Source organism: Mangrovivirga cuniculi, from assembly GCF_005166025.1.
Classification (GTDB): Bacteria; Bacteroidota; Bacteroidia; order Cytophagales; family Cyclobacteriaceae; genus Mangrovivirga; species Mangrovivirga cuniculi.
Genome location: NZ_CP028923.1, coordinates 1738075 through 1758925 on the forward strand (window position 1 = coordinate 1738075; position 20851 = coordinate 1758925).

Genomic DNA, 20851 nt, shown 5'->3' on the forward strand with positions numbered 1-20851 from the left:
TATTCAGATATCAAAAATTTCGGTGCAAAGATATCCGATTTCTTCTTTTAATTGCTCTTCATTTTTACCTAAAATATTAGCTGCCTCCTGGTAGATTGTATTAATCAATTTATTTTCCTGATCATCTGTTTCAAATAAGAAACTGCCTATACCTAATTCCCTGATTACTTTTCTTGCATTGGATTTATCCTCCAGTAGTGCTTTTCCAAATGATAAAATTATATCTCTTTCAAGTAAAGAGGTCAAAGATTTTAATTTCTGGTTTACTCCATGAACAATCCACTGTTGCTTGGCCCGCGTCTTTTTTCTGACTCTCACTAATTCGTTATGTGCTTTTACACAATGTATTATCAGCGGTTTTTTGGTTTGATCACTTAATTCAATATGCCTGATGAAAATTTCTTCCTGAAACTTTCTATCCTGATTAATGGCATAATCCAGTCCTGATTCGCCAATAGCTACAACGTTTTCCGCTCCTGACCATTCTTCAATTTTAGCCCACTGATCTTCTATATTCTGATCTTCAAAATGCCAGGGATGTATGCCAATACTCAAATTGGGGAGGTCTGGCAAAGTTTCGTATTCATGAGCCATAACCTGGTAAATCACCTGGTCTTTAAAATCTTCAGAGGGAAAATCATGGCTATGGATATTAAAAGGTTTGTTCATAAATGAGATAATAAAAACGCATGCTACTTAAATTAAAGTCACATGCGCTTTAAACAAAAACAAAAATCAGATTCTCGTATAATTTATTTATCTTTTTTTCTATAATTCTGGAATTTATAGGAAACACCAAGATTAAAAGCCTGGGCTATTTGCAATCCATCGATTTGATCTTTGTCATACAAAAGGTTTGCTCCCAGAGAAGTCGAAAGCCAGTCATTTACATTCGCAGCAATTGTAATATCAAGTCTCTGGTCAGTTTCATTTAAAGGTTGTTCCATATTCCAATAAGCAGTATAACGCCATTGCAGGTTTACATTTTCAAATACCTCTTTATTGAATTCGGCCATTAACTGAGCCGAGACCCATTCAGTTCTTACTGTCTCTCCGATAGGCACACCATAGTTAGTACCGGCTGTCAGATAAAGTTCATCATCGGTTACTATCGTCCATCGTGGAGCAAAAGGAGAAAGCCTGACAAAGAAATAATCTGTTGGATCATATTCGATACCAAATGAAGTAGTGATATAACCCGGGGCCATAAATTTGGAAATTAATACTGCCGTTTCTTCGCCAGTGTTTGGATCCTCACTAAATTCAAAACCTTTAGCAAATTGAGTGAGTATATTTAAAGCACCATATACACTCCATTTGTCGTTGAAGGAATAGCCATATTTAGTATCGATAAACAGCCTGTCATTAGCTTTTCTGAAGCCAATACCTTCAGTGTCAGTAAACCCATATTGCAATTCTATATTGGTGTCCCAGGTTCTTCTGTCTTTTTTATAATTAGCTTTATAATAAAAGAAAGTTCCTAAACCCAGTGAATTGACACCACCACCGGTCCATCTGGAGTTAAATGAAGCCTGATTGAATAAAAATCCGGTATTCATTTTTACTCGCCAGTTTATTGAATCGTAGTGTGGTTTTAATGAATCGGATTCCTGAGCTAAAGATTTATAGTTTATAAAAATGCTACTTAATAAAATAAACGTAAAAAGCGTTTTAATTCTCATTATTTGAAGATTCAGATTGAAAAATGTGAACATCTCTTTGAGGGTAAGGTATGTTGATTCCTTTTTCGTCGAATTTTCTTTTTGCGGTTTCCATTAGACTCCAGTAAACTCCCCAGTAATCAGCAGTTTTGACCCAAACCCTTGATGCGAAATTAACACTACTGTCACCAAGTTCGTGAAGCTGAATAATTGGTTCAGGATCAGATAAAACTCTGTCATCGCTTTTAAATACTTCAGCAATAGTTTCTTTTACTAAATCAATGTCATCGTCATATCCAACACCAAATAGAAAATCTACTCTTCTTGTTGACTCCGCTGAATAATTTATCATTGAGTTATTTGAAAGATTACCATTTGGTATAATGATTTTTTTATTGTCGGGTGTATTTAACACTGTGTACAGAATAGAAATTTCCATTACAGTCCCTGCATGACCTTGTCCTTCTATGTAATCGCCAACTTTAAAGGGTTTGAATAAAAGGATCAAAACGCCACCGGCAAAGTTTGCAAGGCTTCCCTGTAATGCCAGGCCGATTGCCAAACCGGCAGCACCTAATACAGCAATGAAGGAAGTGGTTTCAACACCTACCATTTCTGCAACGGCGATGAAGAGCATGATCTTTAAAATGGCACCTATAATTCCTGTTAAAAATGGGATAACAGATGGATCAACATCGCGATTGTTAAGTGTCTTTCTTATAAACCTGACAACGGGTTTAATAATTGCTAATCCAACAATTAATACAATAATGGCCAATAACAATTTGGGGCCATATACCATAATGAGTTCTATAGCTTGATCACTATATTTTTCAATATTATCCATGATCGTGTAGTGGTTTTAGTGATATTTGGAATAATTAGTTTAAGAACTATTTTTTCAAAAATTTGTTTTGTTTAATCGCAATAATTATTTAATCGTTCAAATATTTTTACTATTGGAATTTACAAATCACTCTAAAGCGAAATAATGTCATTTATAATAAAAATATTCATAATTTTTAATATAAAAAATAAAAGTCTGGCTAATTGCCAGACTTTTGATATTATGAAAATTAAAATAATTACATATTTCTTCTATACTGACCGCCCACTTCAAAAAGAGCATGAGTGATCTGACCAAGTGTACAGTACTTAGTTACTTCCATTAATTTCTCAAAAAGGTTGTCATTAGCCACTGCAGATTTTTGTAAATCTCTCAATAACTTCTTACCGGTTTCATCATACTTTGTTTTGATAGCCTCGCAAGCATTGATCTGACTTTCTTTTTCATCTTTGGTAGCCCTGATTACCTCTTTAGGTATAATAGTAGGAGAGCCTTTGCTTGATAAATAAGTATTAACACCTACAATAGGGTATTCACCAGTATGCTTTAAGGTTTCGTAGTAAAGGCTTTCTTCCTGGATTTTACCTCGTTGATACATAGTCTCCATTGCACCAAGAACACCGCCTCGTTCTGTGATACGATCAAATTCAGTTAAAACTGCTTCTTCCACAAGGTCAGTTAGTTCCTCGATAATAAATGAACCCTGGATTGGATTTTGATTTTTTGCCAGCCCTAGTTCTTTATTTATTATCAACTGAATAGCGACGGCTCTTCTTACTGACTCTTCTGTAGGAGTAGTAATGGCTTCATCATAAGCGTTAGTATGAAGAGAGTTACAGTTGTCATAGATCGCGTAAAGAGCCTGTAGGGTAGTTCGAATATCATTGAAATCTATTTCCTGAGCGTGAAGAGAACGTCCCGAAGTTTGAATGTGATACTTCAACTTCTGAGCGCGATCATTTGCCCCGTATTTAATTTTCATGGCCTTAGCCCAAATTCTTCTGGCGACCCTACCGATAACGCTATATTCGGGGTCAACACCATTTGAAAAGAAGAATGAGAAATTTGGTGCAAACTTATTGATATCCATTCCTCTGGCCAGGTAGTATTCAACGAATGTGAATCCATTTGCTAAGGTAAATGCAAGCTGGCTTATCGGGTTAGCACCTGCTTCAGCGATATGATATCCTGAAATCGATACAGAATAGAAGTTTTTTACAACGTTATCGATAAAATATTGCTGAACATCTCCCATTAATCTCAGGCTAAACTCTGTACTAAATATACAGGTGTTTTGAGCCTGGTCTTCTTTTAGGATATCTGCCTGGACTGTCCCTCTTACTCTCGAGATCGTTTCAGCTTTTATTTTTTCATATACATCTTTTGGTAACACCTGGTCTCCGGTAACACCGAGTAACATCAGACCCAAACCGTTATTACCCTCCGGAAGCTCACCTTCGTATTGAGGGCGGGGCACACCAAGATCTTTATAGATTTTCTCAATTTTAGCCTCAACCTCGCTTTCCAGTCCATTTTCTTTAATGTATTTTTCACAAGACTGGTCTATTGCAGCATTCATGAAGAAAGCGGTTAATGTTGATGCTGGACCATTAATTGTCATTGATACCGAAGTCATCGGATCAGAAAGATCAAATCCTGAATAGAGTTTTTTAGCATCATCCAAAGAACAAATGCTTACTCCGCTATTACCGATTTTACCATAAATATCAGGTCTGTAATCAGGGTCCTCACCATATAGGGTAACTGAGTCAAATGCCGTACTTAATCGTTTGGCAGGCATATCCTGTGATAGATAGTGGAATCGTTTGTTTGTCCGTTCCGGACCGCCTTCACCTGCAAACATTCTTGTTGGATCTTCGCCTTCCCTTTTGAATGGGAAAACTCCTGCAGTATAGGGAAAGTCACCCGGTACATTTTCTTTTAATTGCCATTTAAGCAAGTCACCCCATGCTTCATATTTAGGAAGAGAAACTTTAGGTATTTTAGAATGTGAAAGAGATTCGGTATAAGTCTTAACTTTTATTTCTTTACCTCTGACCTTGTAAACATATTCATCACTATTATAATTCTCTTTTACCTCCGGCCATTTTTCAATTAATTCTTTATTGCGAGGGTCAAGATCTAGAGATACATTATGATATGTTTCTTCCAGTTGTTTTAGAAGTCTGTCTTTATCTTCAATTTCAGAATTTCTTAATATGTCAATACTGTTTTGAAGACTGTATAATTTTTGAGCTACTTCTTTTTGCCCTTCAGTCCACTCATCATATTGACGACAAGTTTCAGAAATTTCTGATAAGTATCTTACCCTGTTTGGAGGGATAATATGAACTTTTTCAGACGGTACATCATCAATTGAAAGAGATGACTGCAAATGGTCAACACCCGTTTTTTCTATGATGACATCCATAAGCTTCCTGTAAAGCCTGTTAGTCCCGGGATCATTGAATTGAGAAGCAATTGTACCAAAAACAGGAATATCTTCATCCGTTGCATGCCACATACCGTGATTCCGCTGGTATTGTTTTTTAACATCTCTGAGTGCGTCCAGAGCCCCTTTTTTGTCAAATTTATTCAGAGCAATAACATCCGCAAAATCGAGCATATCGATCTTTTCCAGCTGTGTAGCAGCTCCATATTCAGGAGTCATTACATACAGTGACATGTCTGAATGTTCGATAATTTCGGTATCTGACTGACCAATTCCTGAAGTTTCCAGGATTATGAAATCAAATCCAGCTGCTTTAACTACATGGATAGCTTCCTGAACATATTTTGATAAAGCAAGGTTACTTTGTCTCGTCGCCAGAGATCTCATGTAAACCCTGTCATTATTTATCGCATTCATTCTTATTCTGTCACCAAGAAGAGCCCCTCCTGTTTTTCTTTTCGACGGATCGACAGAAATAATGGCGATTTTTTTATCATCAAAATCAATCAAAAACCTTCGTACAAGCTCATCTACAAGAGAAGATTTCCCAGATCCTCCAGTACCAGTTATACCCAGTACCGGAACCTTCTTTTCATCAGACAGATCATGAATTTTGCTGATAATTTCAGCGCTTTCATCAGGGAAGTTTTCTGCAGCAGAGATAATTCTTGCTATGGCTTGTTCATTTTCAGGATTTAATTTTGAAAACTCACCATTTAAATCTTCTCCAACCGGGAAATCTGATTTTTCAACAAGATCATTGATCATGCCCTGTAATCCCATTTGGCGCCCATCATCAGGAGAATAGATTCGGGTTATGCCATAATCGTGCAGCTCCTTAATTTCTTCCGGGAGGATAGTTCCGCCACCACCACCAAAGATCTTAATGTGGCCACAACCTTTTTCATTTAACAGGTCGTACATGTATTTGAAAAACTCAACATGACCTCCCTGGTAGGAAGTAATAGCTATTGCCTGTGCATCTTCCTGAATTGCAGTATTAACAATTTCCTGTACAGATCGATTATGACCTAAATGAATAACCTCACATCCTGTTGACTGGATAATCCTTCTCATTATATTGATTGCCGCATCATGGCCATCAAATAAAGAAGCTGCAGTTACTATTCGAATATGGTTTTTTGGTTTATATGGAGCAGATACTTGTGCTGACATAATTTTAAATTTTATTTAACAGGTTAATGTCGTTAGCCTACAAAATTACTATTATTCGACGTAAAATCGATGAATTTTACTAACAAGTGTAAGGTAGATTACTTTTCAGGACAGTTTACCAGCCCTTTTATTTTCTGGATGGCAAGAATATTATGTGTTTCGCTAATATTACGGATAATATTTTCTTTTTCTCTATTGGTAAGCCTCCAGTTAAGGGTAGCTCTTTTTCCCTCTATTTCACCTTTATTTCTTTCCGGGATATATTCAATTGGAACTAAATTCACAGGTACCTCAAGTAAGGCCTTTAATAGTTCCATTTCCTTGTCGTTACTGTAATCCTGTAAATTAGGAAGGTTGTTATAGACTCCGGTAATTGGAATAGTGAATTTTTCCATTAGCGTCTGACTGATATCGGAATCAGGAGGAGAATGTACGGCAGAATCTCTGATTGTTACAATAACTATTCCTGAGGTGTTTCTGGAAATCCAGTTTCTGAAGCTTAATAAAAATCTTATTGCATCGCTAATACCAAAGTTATCGACTAATCCTGCATCTAAAATTTTAATTTCAGGATCCGTAGGCAGGCCTACATTCGGAAGGATGTACGGATATGTAGCATTCATTCTAAGGGCAGAAAGAATAGAAACATCTTCTGCATCATGTTCCTTAAATGCGCGCATGAATTCTATGCCTTTTACTTTTTGTTCACCAGTAAACGGTACCGCAATAGTAGCCCTGGACATGTAGCTAATATCCTGTGCTCCGATAAAAAGTTTTCTTCCGTCATTTAATATTGTTGGTGATATAATAAGTTGGGGAATAATACCATTTTTTTCAGGCTCCCGATATTCAGAAACCGGTACATTTAACACATCGTTGGTATTAGCCAGAAGCTGTCTTTCAAAGGCTATTCCCCGATCGGCAATATATTCTTTTCCTTTATAATCAAATCTTTGCAGACGGACAAAAAGATCGTTAACCAGCATGGTGAAAATCACATGATTCAGGGCATCTTTACTGATGTTGGTCCGATAGATACTGTCATTGGGATTATCAATATTTCCTAGAAGTTTTTGTCTGTATAATTCCCTGTAATAAGCAGCTCCGATTAATCCTCCGGAAGCACCTGTAATCAAGGCAGTATGATTCATTAATTGGTTTTCTAAAGCAGTGTCGAGAGATTGCATTGCGGTAAGGCTCCAAAGTGATGCTCTCTGCCCACCTCCGCTATTAGTAATCACTACCATCACAGGTTTTTCTTTTCCTGTATTTTTTTTCCAGTTTTCAAGAATGTCTATTCCTTTCAGAATATCATTTTTTACTGTATCCGAATGTGTTAATTCTCTTAATTTAGGGATAGAGTAGGGGATCTCATTTTTTGAATAATCAATCCCAGGTACCTGATATTCTGATTTGAAAAATTCGAAAGTTGGAAGGAAGTTTAAAAAAATAAGTATTAATAAAATCATTAATACAGACCAACGTTTAAACCAGTAAGAAAAAGCCCCGGCAAACATCATCAAAATGGTTAATAAAAGAATACAGCTTGCTGCAGCAGGGATTTGGAAAAAAGGGTTTTCCCGGAAGACCCCGATCAGAATTATGGCTGCAAATGCAGTGAATTCAAGCGAAACGGCATTAAAACTATTTTGACCAAAGACCTTTAAAATGGCAAATTTAGTAACGTATGCGGGAGGTTCCTGGACTTTATGAAACTTGAAGTCAGTCCCAAGAAATCCCTTTACTTCAATGTCAGGTTTATTATATTCATTTTTATATCTCCTGAGTAAATTTTGCCTGGCGATTGGTACTTTTCTTATCTTTTTTTCGACACTTTCTCTTATTACCTGGAATACATCCTGATTTGTAAATATGAAATAAGTGTACATGATAGCTTGCATGCCGGTATAGCCTAATAGCAAACCACCAACCCTTGCAACAATTTCCTCAGTCCCTGCTAATTCATAATTTTTTTGAAATCCGATGATTTTAAGTATATAAAATGATAAAAATATCATCGGAATGATAGAATTATTGATCGCGTAATGAGTAAATGGTTTGCGTAACTGACCAAGAAAAGGATACCTGTGTCCATCCATTAAATAGCAGGTTATATGGAAGGTCATGGCAAACCCTCCCAGAATTATACCTACTACAGCGAAACTATAAAAAGAGACTTCATTAAGGTATTCAGGAGATAAAAAGAGGTAGGGAATTCCGAATGTATTTCCGAAAAGCTCACCGGCAGCTGCAAAGAGCCAGACCCAACCCAAAATTAATAAAAGCTTTCCCTGAAGATGATGTAAAATCAACTTAACTGGAAAGAAGTAATAAACCTTTTCGAGGAATTTTCTCATATGATTAAAAAATCATTCCTTTTTGCTGCCTTTATAAAGATGGTATTCAGCAAGACGGCATTCTAATTTACCGTTAAAATAAGTCTTTCTTGATGAAGTTCTTAATCCTACGCGCTTTAATAATTTTAAATTGCCTGTAAATATGTATCCGGTATATCCGGTAGCTTCATTTTTGAAGAAATCTCCTATTTCCTGATATAGTTCTTCAAGTTTCTCGTCTTCACCTTCACTAAGTCTGATTCCATAATCAGGGTTGATTACAATTACTCCTTCATTATCAGGCAGGGGAGTTCTTCTAAAGTCATCCGTGTAAAAATCGATCAGGTCTTCAACACCGGCAGCTTTGGCATTTTGTTTTGCAATGTCAACTGCTTTTGATTCGATATCACCTGCAATTATTCTTACATTATCGCCGCTTTTCACCTGATTTTTAAGGTTGATCATTTCTTCTTTATAATACTCGACATCGAAAAGGTGAGTATGCATAAAGCCGTAATTAGAGCGCATCAATCCTGGTCGTTTGTTGATTGCTATCAGTGCTGTTTCAATAGCTAAAGTGCCACTACCACACATAGGATTCACAAAAAGCTGATCCGGAGTCCAGATAGTGCCCATTATTATTGAGGTAGCCAGAGCTTCAATCAGAGGAGCTTTCCAGGGGTGAAGCCTGTATCCATGCTTAGAAATTGTGTGACCACTTGTGTCAAGATAAACTACGGCTTTATTTTCAGACCAGTGTAAATAAACTGACGAATCATCTCTTTCAGGCCCAGTGTCTGGTCTTGTGTTCTTTTCTTTTCTTAATCTGTCAACGATTGCATCTTTTAATTTAACCTGAGCAAATCGTTTGTCCTTGATGGTATCGTTTTTAACATAAGAGTCTACAGTAAAATAGCCATCCGCTGGAAGGATATCCTGCCAGTGAAAATTATACACTTCGCGATATAATTTATTGGCATCCGGAGCATAGAAAGATTTTAATTCAAAAAGAACCTTATTGGCTGTTCTTAGCCATAAATTAAGTTTCACACAGTCATTAAATGACCCTCTTATATTGATCCCAAAAAAGGATTTTTTCACAATATCAAAACCCAGGTCGGCTACTTCTTTTTCAAGGTAGTCAGTTTGACCCGGTAAAGAACTGATAAAGATATTATTTTTCATGAGGCAAAGGTATAAAAAAAAGGAGCGTGAAAGCTCCTTTTTATATCATTGAATTGTGTTTATATCACATTTCTGTATTCTCAGACTTAGCTTTCGCAGAGAAATATTCTCTGTTCATTTTTGCTATATTTTCAAGACTGATTTCTTTAGGACATTCAGCAGAACAAGCACCGGTATTAGTACAAGCTCCGAATCCTTCAGCATCCATTTGAGCGACCATTTTTTCTGCTCTTGTTTTTGCTTCAGTTTTACCCTGAGGCAACATAGCAAGCTGAGCTACTTTTGCAGAGGTAAACAACATTGCCGATGCGTTTTTACAAGCTGCTACACAAGCTCCACATCCGATACAAGTCGCTGAATTAAATGCTTCATCAGCGATTGGTTTAGGGATAGGTATTTCGTTAGCATCAGGTACACCACCAGTATTTACGCTTACATATCCACCTGCCTGTATAATTCGGTCAAATGAAGATCTGTCTACTACAAGGTCTTTAACTACTGGAAAAGCTCCTGCTCTCCATGGTTCGATGGTGATAGTGTCACCGTCTTTAAAAGATCTCATATGTAGCTGACATGTGGTTACAGCTTGTTGTGGTCCGTGTGGACGCCCATTGATGTGCATACTACACATACCACAAATACCTTCGCGGCAATCGTGATCAAAATGAACAGGCTCAATGTCTTCCTTGATCAATTGCTCATTGAGCACGTCCATCATTTCAAGGAAGGACATGTCCGGTGAAATGTCAGAAACCTGGTAAGTTTCCATTTTTCCCTTATCATTTTGATTTTTTTGTCTCCAGACTTTTAGTGTAAGGTTCATAAAATCGTCCTCCTTATTTATAACTTCTTTGAGTCAGTTTAACATTTTCAAATTCAAGCTCTTCTTTGTTGAGCTTTTCATCCTGGTTTTCACCCTGGTATTCCCATGCAGCTACATATGAGAAGTCTTCATCATTTCTAAGTGCCTCACCTTCTTCGGTTTGATACTCTTCTCTGAAGTGTCCTCCACATGATTCTTCACGGTTAAGGGCGTCATCAACCATTAATTCTCCAAGCTCAAGGAAATCAGCTACCCTGTTTGCTTTTTCAAGTGATTGATTTAATTCGTCGTTTGTACCAAATACTTTAACGTTATCCCAGAATTCTGCTCTAAGCTCTTTTATAAGACCTTTTGCTTTCTTTAAGCCTTCAGCATTTCTAGACATTCCGCAGTAATCCCACATGATCTTTCCTAGTTCTCTGTGGAATTCATCAACAGTCTTACTACCCTTAATGCTCAATAATTTATTAATCTTGCCTTTTACATCCTTGATAGCCTCGTCAAACGCAGGGTGGTCATTAGAAACCTTCTCCATTGGTTGAGTAGCAAGGTAATCGCCAATTGTGTAAGGAAGGACAAAATATCCATCTGCTAGTCCCTGCATAAGAGCTGAAGCTCCTAATCTATTCGCTCCATGATCTGAGAAGTTAGATTCTCCGGTAGCATAAAGACCAGGAATAGAAGTTTGAAGATTGTAATCTACCCACAGACCACCCATTGTATAGTGAACGGCTGGATAAATCATCATTGGTACTTCATAAGGGTTATCACCAGTGATTTGGCGATACATATCAAAAAGGTTACCGTATTTAGCCTCTATGGTATCTTTACCATCTCTTTTAATTGCATCAGCAAAATCCAGGAATACAGCTAATCCGGTTTTACCTACACCTCGGCCTTCGTCACAAACGTATTTGGCATTTCTGGATGCCACATCACGTGGAACAAGGTTACCGAAGCTAGGATATTTTCTTTCAAGGTAATAATCTCTTTCTTCCTCAGGAATATCAACAGCATCCTTAGCAGAAAGTCCTTTCGCTTTTTCTTCACTTTTTGGTACCCACACGCGACCATCATTTCTTAATGATTCAGACATCAAGGTTAATTTTGACTGATGGTCACCTGAAACTGGTATACAAGTAGGGTGAATCTGAGTAAAACAAGGGTTAGCGAAAAATGCACCTTTTTTATGCGCTCTCCATGCTGCAGTAGCATTTGAGCCCATTGCATTAGTAGAAAGGTAGAAAACATTGCCATAACCACCAGAAGCAAGAACAACCGCATTAGCAGCATGCTTTTCTATTTTACCGGTGATAAGGTCTCTGGTTATAATACCTTTTGCTTCACCATCGATAAGAACCAGGTCAAGCATCTCAGTTCTTGGATAAAGTTTTACTTTTCCAGTAGATACCTGGCGGCTAAGAGCCTGGTAAGCACCTAATAATAATTGTTGTCCAGTCTGACCACGTGCGTAGAAAGTTCTGGAAACCTGTGCTCCACCAAACGAACGGTTGTCAAGTAATCCACCATATTCACGAGCGAAAGGAACTCCTTGAGCCACACATTGATCAATGATGTTTACGGATACTTCTGACAGTCGATAGACATTGCCTTCTCTTGATCTGTAATCACCACCTTTAATAGTGTCATAAAATAATCTGTAAATACTATCACCATCATTTTGATAGTTCTTTGCAGCATTTATACCTCCCTGAGCGGCGATAGAGTGAGCTCTTCTCGGACTGTCCTGGAAACAAAATGCCTTCACATTATATCCAAGCTCGGCTAAGGTAGCTGCAGCAGATGCTCCTGCAAGACCGGTGCCAACTACGATAACCTCGAATTTCCTTTTATTGGCAGGGTTTACCAGTTTAACATTAAATTTATGCCTGGTCCATTTTTCTGCCAGCGGTCCTTCCGGTATTTTTGATTCTAATTTCATAATGTCTCCTTAACTAATATTATTAAAGTACATATAAATTGGAATAATGGCGAATCCTATCGGAACCAGGATGGCAAACCATTTTCCCACTGCTTTGATAGCAGGTGTATATTTTTTATGATTTAATCCAAGAGTCTGAAAAGCACTCTGGAAGCCATGTGCTAAATGGAAAGCTAAGAATACCATACTCAGAACGTAGATACCTACGATCCAAAGTTGTGAGAATCCTTCGTTAACCACTGCAAAATAATTTTTTACAGTCGATCCATCTTCTAACGTAGTAGTAGGAACTTCCCCATACTTAAACACCCACCAGAAATTACTCAGGTGGATAGCAATAAAAATAAAGATTACCGATCCTAAAACGCCCATATTTCTGGATGACCAGGTGCTATTGGCGTTTCCGTTAAAGTTTTCGTAACTGACAGGACGGGCCTTACTATTATAACGAGTAAGAATAATTGCAACAATTATATGCAAAAGAATCAATGCGAAATTGACCTTCGAAACGATTTGGATAAATGTGTTGTTACCCATTGTTTCAGCATAGATGTTGAAAGATTTCCCTCCGTCAGGGATCAGCAACTGTAAGTTTCCGGCAAGATGAACTACCAGAAATAAGATTAAGAATATACCTGTCAGGGCCATTAAAAGCTTCCTTCCCAGGGTACTTCCAAATGTTCGTACAAACCAGCTCATGTGTTTATTTTATTTTTCAACCGTTTTAAATGCGACAAATTTACATCTGCGCAGTTTAGTATCCAATTAGTTGTGTTATTTTGAAACTTTCTAAATAATAACCGGTTAAAATTTCAAATTTCAATGTCATAACTATTACAAATCATTATTGTTTGACCTTAGTTTTATTTGCATTATGACCATAATATGGTAATATTAGGTAAAGTAAATGTTCGGCTTAATTTTTGCTATATTCTGGACATGAATTGTACATCAATACAAAACCATTCGTTTATTAAATATATTGTCATTAACAAATGAGTATTAATATAAATAGATATTCAAAACTTATCTCCTCACTATTGATGCTAGTGTTGATATTTTTTGCTGACTATTCAGTAATGGCTACACACATCAGGGCCGGGCAAATTACAGTTCAGAGGATATCACCTTCATCACTTACCTATCGAATAACCTTTGTTGGTTTCAGAGACACAGAATCAGGAGTTGAATTTGGAAACGGGTTTCTCAATTTTGGCGATGGAACTATAATAGAAACGGCTCCAAGCCAGTTCACCACTGAACAATTACCTCAGGTGCCCTTTCTTCAGAAGGTAACTTTTGTTATAGATCATACTTATCAGGCTCCAGGATTTTACAATATTTCATATACTGAACAAAACAGAAATGATTTTATTCAGAATATTAATCTTGGGAATTCGGTAGATATACCTTTTCATGTTGAGTCTCAAATATTGATCGATCCATTTTTGGGAATTAACAGTACTCCACAATTATTGATTGACCCACTTGATTTTGCAACAGGGATAAATTTTATATTCATAACCCCGGAGCTTTTGATGCGGAAGGCGACAGTCTTTCATATAAATTAGTTATTCCAAAGCAAGGAGCAGGGACAGATGTTCCAAATTATGTCTTTCCTGATAATCCTTTAGCTTATCCAAACGGTACAATTCCTGATAAGGAGGATGGAACGGCGCCTCCTGAATTTTCTCTGGATCCAATTACAGGAGATCTGGTTTGGGATGCGCCTCCGAATGTTGATGAAGTTGAATATAATGTAGCTTTCATAATTGAAGAATGGAGGAAGGTAAATGGCGAGTATCTACGTATCGGTTTTGTGACACGTGATATGCAAATTATTGTTCTGGAGTCTGAAAATGAAAGGCCTGAGCTCATCATTCCCGAAGATACTTGTATAACTGCAGGAACGGTTCTTTCGCTTGATCCAGCTGCAACCGCCACTGATCCTGATGGAGATAGTGTTAAAATAGAGGCTTTCGGAGGTCCTTTTGTGATTTCAAACTCACCAGCCTCTTATTCCCCGGATCCTCCTGTATTCCAGGCGCCCGAGGCTCAATTAGACTTTGAGTGGAATACAAATTGTTTCCATATCAGGGAAAATCCGTGGCAAGTAGTATTTAAAGTTTCCGATTTACCTTTAAGAAATGGAAGTGACACACCTTTGCCAGCCCTGGTAGATTTCAAAACCTGGAATATTACTGTAGTTGGTCCTCCGCCAAATATTACAGAGGTGGTTCCCAGAACTGCCAGAAGTACTGAAATCTCATGGGATGAATACGAATGTGATAATCGAATAGTTTCCGGTTTTCAAATCTGGAGAAGAGTTGATAGTAATCCTTTTGAGCCAACAAGTTGTGATGTTGGTATGCCTGAAGGAACCGGGTATGAATTGATCGATATAACTACAAATGATGTCAATAATTATATTGATGATGATAATGGAATGGGACTAAGTCCGGGTGCAAAATATTGCTATCGAATAGTAGCTGTTTTCAGAGATCCGCAGGGAGGAGAAAGTTATGTATCCAATGAAGTTTGTACCACAGTTGTTGCGGAAGCTCCCGTCATTACCCAAGTTTCAGTACTTGAAACAGATCCTGCTAACGGAGAGATAAATGTTGAGTGGTTACCACCATTCGATTTAACAGATCCTTCATTTCCTCCTCCATATAATTACAAGCTTTACAGGCATGCAGGCTTTAATGGTGGAGCTGGAAGAACATTGGTATACGAAGGAGAACAAACATCTTTTACAGATACTGGCTTTGATACACAAAATCAACCTTACCATTATCAGGTAGAATTATATGATTCGAATGATAATTTTGTAGATACCTCTTCTTATGCTAGTTCTGTTTATCTTGATATTTTTTCAGAAACAGATCAGTTAACGCTTAGCTGGTCAGCAGATGTTCCATGGTCTAATCAGATCGAAGCATATCCATATCATCGTATTTACAGAAATAATGTAGATCCGGATAATCCAGATCAACTAGTGCTAATCGATTCGGTTAATGTTACTACTAATGGATTAAATTATACCGATACCGGTGAATTTAATGGTACGGCATTGGTTGATTCAATTGAATATTGTTACGTAGTGAGAACCGCTGGTTCATACGGTAATCCTGATATTCCTGAACCATTACTAAATTTCTCACAGGAAGCCTGTTCATTTTTGTCGGATTCCATTCCACCATGCCCACCGATAGAATTGACAATAAATAATTTGGATGTTGGAGAGTGTGAAGACTTTCTGTTCAACCAGCCATGTGATTTTAGTAATTACTTCAATGAACTAACCTGGGATCCTGAGTTGGAACAGGAATGTGCTGAAGACGTAAGGTTGTTTAATATCTATTACAGTAGGACCGGTGACGAAGGTACCTTTTCCCTTGTTGGAAGTACAAGAGAGCCAAATTTCACACATTTAGATCTCGATGAATTTGCTGGCTGTTATTATATAACTGCGGTTGACAGATCGGGAAATGAAAGCGCACCTTCTAACGTTGTTTGTAGAGATAATTGTCCTTATTATGAGCTTCCAAATGTGTTTACTCCAAATGGTGATGGATTTAATGATACTTTTGAGGCGTATAGTAACCAACAAAATGATTTTTCGAAATGCCCACGATTTGTAGAGAGTGTTGAATTTAAGGTATTTAATAGTCATGGGAAAGAAGTATATACTTATTCCTCAGGCAATGAAAAGTCGATATTAATTAACTGGAATGGTGAAGGTAATAATGGACAGGTGTTAAACCCTGGTGTTTATTATTATGTTGCAAAAGTAAGATTTAGAGTCCTTGACCCGGCTAAGAAAGAAAGAGAATATAAAGGATGGGTTCATTTACTCGAATAATATAAATTTATTATAATATGAGGCAGGCTGGGGAAAATCAATTTTCTTCAGCCTGTTTTTATATAAATCAAAAAGTAGAATAAATATCCTATCTTTGTCATCAAAATAATTGTGATTTGAGGTCACAATAAGTATTAATCCAGTTAGAAAATAATATATACCATGAAAAAAGCATACGTTTTTCCCGGACAAGGAGCGCAATTTCCGGGGATGGGAAGAGATTTATTTGATTCTTTTGATCTGGCAAAAAAAAGATTTGAAGAGGCTAATGATATTCTGGGCTTTGATATTTCGAAAATTATGTTCGAAGGAAGCGCTGAAGAGTTGCAACAGACTAAAGTAACCCAACCTGCAGTTTTTTTACACTCAGTAATAGCAGCGGAAGTTTCGGAGAATTTTTCGCCTGATATGGTTGCTGGTCATTCTCTGGGAGAATTTTCTGCTTTAGTAGCAAATAAAACTTTAAGCTTTTCAGATGGCCTTACTTTAGTTTCTAAAAGGGCTATGGCAATGCAAAAAGCATGTGAACAGAATCCTTCTACAATGGCAGCTATTTTAGGGCTGGATGATGAAGTGGTTGAAAAAATTTGTAAAGAAATAGATGATGTAGTAGTTGCAGCAAATTACAATTGCCCTGGTCAGCTGGTGATTTCCGGTTCAAATTCAGGAATTGAAACAGCCTGTAATAAAATGAAAGAAGCCGGAGCAAAAAGAGCACTTCCTTTGAAAGTTGGAGGAGCTTTTCATAGTCCATTAATGTCTCCGGCACAGGAGGAGTTAGAAGAGGCAATAAAAAACACAGATTTTCAAAATCCGATTTGTCCGGTTTATCAGAATTATGATGCTAAACCAAGTACCGATCTTGAAGTAATAAAGGATAAGTTGATCAAGCAATTGACTTCACCGGTAAGATGGACACAAACTGTTCAGAACATGGTTGAAGACGGAGCAACAGATTTTATTGAATGTGGCCCTGGGAAAGTATTACAAGGACTGGTTAAGAAAATACACAGGCCAGCGGAGGTTTCAGGTATTCAATAATAAAAGAACTATTAATATTAAGCCCGGAGATCTCCTTCGGGCTTTTTTTTGTCAATTTTTTTCACCTTTAGATTATCGCTGCACGACTTTAGTAACTCATGTTGAGTTTTGAGAAAAATCGGGTGTTTAAAAGTTTTATTTAATTCGTTCATTGGAATGAGCGTAAAAGCTCTGTCCTGAATCCTTGGATGGGGTATCCGTAAATCATTCGTTTTTACAATCCAGTCATCCATATATAGTATGTCGATATCAATTAATCTTTCAGCCCATTTTTCAATTCTTTTTCTGCCCATTTCTTTTTCGATAAGCAAGCATTTTTTAATGAGGTCTTCAGGTGAGATATCAGCTTCTATTTCAAGTACAGCGTTATAAAAATTCGGCTGATCCGTTTTTCCCCAGGCCGCGGTTTCATATATAGACGAATAATTTAATATTTGTCCCACCTGTTCTTCAATCTTCATGGAGGCGATTTTAAGGTTTTCTTTTCTCTCGCCAAGATTCGTTCCCAATAATAGGTATATTCCTTTCATCATTTAAAATTACCAACAGTTAAAAATCTGTTGTATTAAATAAAAATTATTTTAATTTTTGAGCTTGAATTTAATAAGAATAATTATATGAATTTCTTAAAAGGTGTATTAGCAACAATAGTCGGACTGATTGTTTTTTGTGCGATTTTGTTCTTTATAACAATTGGAATAGGATCTGCAATAGCTTCCGGCGACAAAATAGTTGTCAAGGACAATTCTGTTTTACACATTAGATTGGATAAACCAATCACCGAAAGAGAACTTACAGACCCGTTTTTGATACTTACAGGTCAGGGTGAGGGTTCTTATTCATTACACAAATTGAAGAGAGCGATAAAAAAAGCTTCTTCTGATCCAAGTATAAAAGGAATTTTTCTTGAACCTGCCGGCTCTGCAGCTGGATATGCAACTTTAAGAGAGCTGAGAAAAGCACTTTTAGAATTCAAAGAAACTGATAAATTCATCGTCGCTTACGATGAGATCTTAACTGAAAGAGGTTATTACCTTGCATCGGTTGCAGATGAAGTTTATTTGAGTCCTGAGGGAATGATGGAACTCGACGGATTTAGTGCAACGGTTACCTTTTTTAAAGGTACCCTGGACAAGCTTGATGTTAAACCATATGTTTTCAAAGTCGGTGAGTTCAAAAGTGCAGTTGAGCCTTATCTTAGAGAAAGCATGAGTGAAGAAAGCCGTTACCAGACGCAGGTATTCTTAAATGGAATGTTTAGAACATATGTTAAAGACGTAAGTGAATCAAGGGGATCGAAGAAGAAAAAATAGTTCAGATTGCTGATTCTATGTTAGTTAGAAACGGAAGAGACGCAGTTGAATACGGCTTAATCAATGAATTAAAATATCATGATGAAGTAGTTGATGTATTGAGAACTAAGCTAGGGGAGGAAGAAGATGAAAAAATCAATTCTGTAAATATCAGTGACTATCAGGATCTATCTGTGGATTTTAAAGTTACTGATAACAAAATAGCGGTACTGGTAGCAAATGGAGCAATTGTTTCTGGTGATGAAGATAATCCGGAGATGATAACAAGTGGTGCTTTAATCAAGCAGATTAAAAAACTCAGGAAAGATGATAATGTTAAAGCTGTAGTTTTAAGGGTTAATTCACCCGGAGGAAGTGCGCTTGCCTCAGATGTTATCTGGAGAGAATTAGAAGTTTTAAAAAGAGAAAAACCAGTAATTGCATCGATGGGTGATGTAGCTGCTTCCGGAGGGTATTATATTTCTGCAGGATGTGATACCATAGTTGCAGAACCAAATACAATAACCGGCAGTATTGGAATATTTGGTCTTTGGTTATATGCAGGCGAGGGTCTGGATAAACATCTTGGTATTACTACTGATAATGTTACTACAGGTAAATTTTCAGATCTGTTTTCCAGAAATAAAAGACTTACAGAATATGAGCAAAGCATATTCCAGGAAATGGTTGAAGAAGGATATGATACTTTTACCAGTAAAGTAGCACAGGGTAGAGGCTTGAGTCAGGATTCTGTAAAAGCAATTGGAGGAGGAAGAGTCTGGATTGGAACTGATGCGAAGCAAATTGGCCTAGTAGATGTGTTGGGAGGAGTTGATACCGCAATTGAAATAGCAGCAAAGAAAGCCGGTCTGGAAGATGACTATAAGGTGAGTATTTATCCTTATCGTAAAAAGAAATTTATAGAGGAACTGGTTACGGGACTTGCTGATGAGACGTCAATAAAAGCCAGAAAAGAAAAACTAGGAGTATTAGCTCCTTTCATGGAAGCAATTGATGAACTTAACACGCGAAATGGCGTTCAGGCCAGATCACCTTTTGACTTCGAAATACACTGATCAACAACTTGAATATAAATTAAAGCAGTCATTTGACTGCTTTTTTATTTCATGTAAATCATATAGGATTTTTAAACAGTTAACTTTAGTTTTGTTATACTGACAAAACAATTTGCTATGAGTGAAATCAGAAACGATTGGACACGAGAAGAGATTGAGGAAATATACAACTCACCCATCCTGGATTTAATTTACAGAGCCGCAACTGTACATCGTGAAAATAACGATGCTCAGGAAGTACAGGTTTGTACACTTTTATCTGTAAAAACAGGCGGATGCCCTGAGGATTGTTCATACTGCCCTCAGGCTGCAAGGTATCATACTGATGTTAAAGTACATAAACTACTCGATGTTGATGATGTCCTGGAAAAGGCTTCAAATGCAAAGGCAAACGGGAGTACTCGTTTTTGCATGGGTGCAGCATGGAGAGAGGTGAGAGATAACAGAGACTTTGATAAAGTTCTTGAAATGGTTAAAGGTGTTAATGGCATGGGTATGGAAGTTTGTTGTACGCTTGGTATGCTATCAGAGGATCAGGCTAAGAAGCTTCAAGAAGCCGGGTTATATGCTTATAACCATAACCTCGATACCAGTGAAGAACATTATAATGAGATAATTACAACAAGAAATTACGATGACAGGCTTGATACATTGGAAAATGTGAGAAAAGCTAAAATTTCTGTTTGTTCAGGAGGTATAATAGGACTTGGCGAAACAGAGAAAGACCGAGTTGGCATGCTACATACCTTAGCTACTTTACCAGAACATCCTGAATCAGTTCCTGTGAATGCTTTAGTGCCTGTTGAAGGAACTCCTATGGAAAAGCAACCAAAAGTGCCAGTATGGGATATGATCAGAATGATAGCGACAGCGAGAATCATAATGCCTAAAGCAATGGTAAGGTTATCAGCCGGGAGAGTGAGAATGTCTCAGGAAGAACAAGCACTTTGTTTCATGGCGGGAGCGAATTCGATATTTGCCGGAGATAAACTTCTTACCACTCCAAACCCTGAAGTGAATGAAGATGAAGAGCTTTTCCAGGTGTTGAATCTGAAACCAAGAAAGGCATTTAAAGATCAGGAGAAAGCCACGGTAGCTTAAAAAATTAAAACTGAAATCATTATTAAAGCTGCCAGAAATGGCAGCTTTTTTATC

17 protein-coding genes are annotated in these 20851 nt (G+C 37.3%); 6 read left to right on the top strand and 11 right to left on the bottom strand.

The genetic code is table 11. From position 1 onward, the window contains the following. Positions 1 to 3 precede the first annotated feature (3 nt). The 9 genes from DCC35_RS07780 to DCC35_RS07820 form a co-directional block, all read right to left on the bottom strand. Positions 4 to 669, bottom strand: a complete 666-nt coding sequence (locus tag DCC35_RS07780; protein WP_137090249.1) for a TatD family hydrolase — start codon at positions 667 to 669, stop codon at positions 4 to 6. A gap of 83 nt (positions 670 to 752) precedes the next feature. After that, positions 753 to 1682, bottom strand: a complete 930-nt coding sequence (locus DCC35_RS07785) for a DUF3078 domain-containing protein (RefSeq protein WP_175402758.1) — start codon at positions 1680 to 1682, stop codon at positions 753 to 755. Beyond that, positions 1672 to 2508, bottom strand: coding sequence for a mechanosensitive ion channel family protein (locus tag DCC35_RS07790; protein ID WP_137090251.1), 837 nt, complete (start codon positions 2506 to 2508; stop codon positions 1672 to 1674). Before DCC35_RS07790 ends, DCC35_RS07785 begins: the two co-directional genes overlap by 11 nt. A 238-nt stretch (positions 2509 to 2746) precedes the next feature. Further along, positions 2747 to 6136 (bottom strand): methylmalonyl-CoA mutase family protein, encoded by a 3390-nt coding sequence (locus tag DCC35_RS07795; RefSeq protein ID WP_137090252.1) that lies wholly within the window; start codon positions 6134 to 6136, stop codon positions 2747 to 2749. Between the two features lie 98 nt (positions 6137 to 6234). Further along, positions 6235 to 8493 (bottom strand): patatin-like phospholipase family protein, encoded by a 2259-nt coding sequence (locus DCC35_RS07800; protein WP_137090253.1) that lies wholly within the window; start codon positions 8491 to 8493, stop codon positions 6235 to 6237. 12 nt (positions 8494 to 8505) lie between these two features. Then, positions 8506 to 9657 (bottom strand): THUMP domain-containing class I SAM-dependent RNA methyltransferase, encoded by a 1152-nt coding sequence (locus DCC35_RS07805; protein WP_137090254.1) that lies wholly within the window; start codon positions 9655 to 9657, stop codon positions 8506 to 8508. 64 nt (positions 9658 to 9721) lie between these two features. Beyond that, a complete protein-coding gene (locus DCC35_RS07810) occupies positions 9722 to 10480 on the bottom strand; it encodes a succinate dehydrogenase/fumarate reductase iron-sulfur subunit (RefSeq protein ID WP_137090255.1) in 759 nt (252 codons plus the stop codon). Positions 10481 to 10493: 13 nt separating this feature from the next. Next, entirely contained in the window at positions 10494 to 12422 is a 1929-nt protein-coding gene (locus DCC35_RS07815) for a fumarate reductase/succinate dehydrogenase flavoprotein subunit (protein WP_137090256.1), read from the bottom strand. Between the two features lie 9 nt (positions 12423 to 12431). Next, entirely contained in the window at positions 12432 to 13121 is a 690-nt protein-coding gene (locus tag DCC35_RS07820) for a succinate dehydrogenase cytochrome b subunit (protein ID WP_137090257.1), read from the bottom strand. Positions 13122 to 13417: 296 nt separating this feature from the next. Here DCC35_RS07820 and DCC35_RS07825 point away from each other — a divergent pair, with 296 nt between their 5' ends. Then, positions 13418 to 13993: a hypothetical protein gene (locus DCC35_RS07825; protein WP_137090258.1), complete on the top strand. Its 576-nt coding sequence runs from the start codon at positions 13418 to 13420 to the stop codon at positions 13991 to 13993. A gap of 64 nt (positions 13994 to 14057) precedes the next feature. Here DCC35_RS07825 and DCC35_RS21495 read toward each other — a convergent pair whose 3' ends face one another. After that, positions 14058 to 14192, bottom strand: coding sequence for a hypothetical protein (locus DCC35_RS21495; protein WP_262710380.1), 135 nt, complete (start codon positions 14190 to 14192; stop codon positions 14058 to 14060). 61 nt (positions 14193 to 14253) lie between these two features. Between DCC35_RS21495 and DCC35_RS07830 the strand changes: the two genes are divergently transcribed. Continuing rightward, positions 14254 to 16287, top strand: a complete 2034-nt coding sequence (locus tag DCC35_RS07830) for a T9SS type B sorting domain-containing protein (protein WP_137090259.1) — start codon at positions 14254 to 14256, stop codon at positions 16285 to 16287. A gap of 162 nt (positions 16288 to 16449) precedes the next feature. Then, on the top strand, positions 16450 to 17328 hold the full coding sequence (gene fabD / locus DCC35_RS07835) for an ACP S-malonyltransferase (RefSeq protein WP_137090260.1): 879 nt from the start codon (positions 16450 to 16452) through the stop codon (positions 17326 to 17328). Positions 17329 to 17345: 17 nt separating this feature from the next. On the opposite strand, the gene folK is transcribed toward fabD, so the two are convergent. Further along, positions 17346 to 17861, bottom strand: a complete 516-nt coding sequence (gene folK / locus DCC35_RS07840; protein ID WP_246070188.1) for a 2-amino-4-hydroxy-6-hydroxymethyldihydropteridine diphosphokinase — start codon at positions 17859 to 17861, stop codon at positions 17346 to 17348. A gap of 84 nt (positions 17862 to 17945) precedes the next feature. On the opposite strand from folK, the gene DCC35_RS21215 reads away from it, so the two are divergent. The 3 genes from DCC35_RS21215 to bioB all read left to right on the top strand — a co-directional run bounded on the left by DCC35_RS21215 (position 17946) and on the right by bioB (position 20797). Beyond that, positions 17946 to 18641, top strand: coding sequence for a S49 family peptidase (locus DCC35_RS21215; protein WP_246070189.1), 696 nt, complete (start codon positions 17946 to 17948; stop codon positions 18639 to 18641). Between the two features lie 17 nt (positions 18642 to 18658). Next, positions 18659 to 19696 (top strand): signal peptide peptidase SppA, encoded by a 1038-nt coding sequence (sppA, locus tag DCC35_RS21220; RefSeq protein WP_246070190.1) that lies wholly within the window; start codon positions 18659 to 18661, stop codon positions 19694 to 19696. A 117-nt stretch (positions 19697 to 19813) separates the two neighbouring features. Then, a complete protein-coding gene (bioB, locus tag DCC35_RS07850) occupies positions 19814 to 20797 on the top strand; it encodes a biotin synthase BioB (RefSeq protein WP_137090261.1) in 984 nt (327 codons plus the stop codon). Positions 20798 to 20851 lie beyond the last annotated feature (54 nt).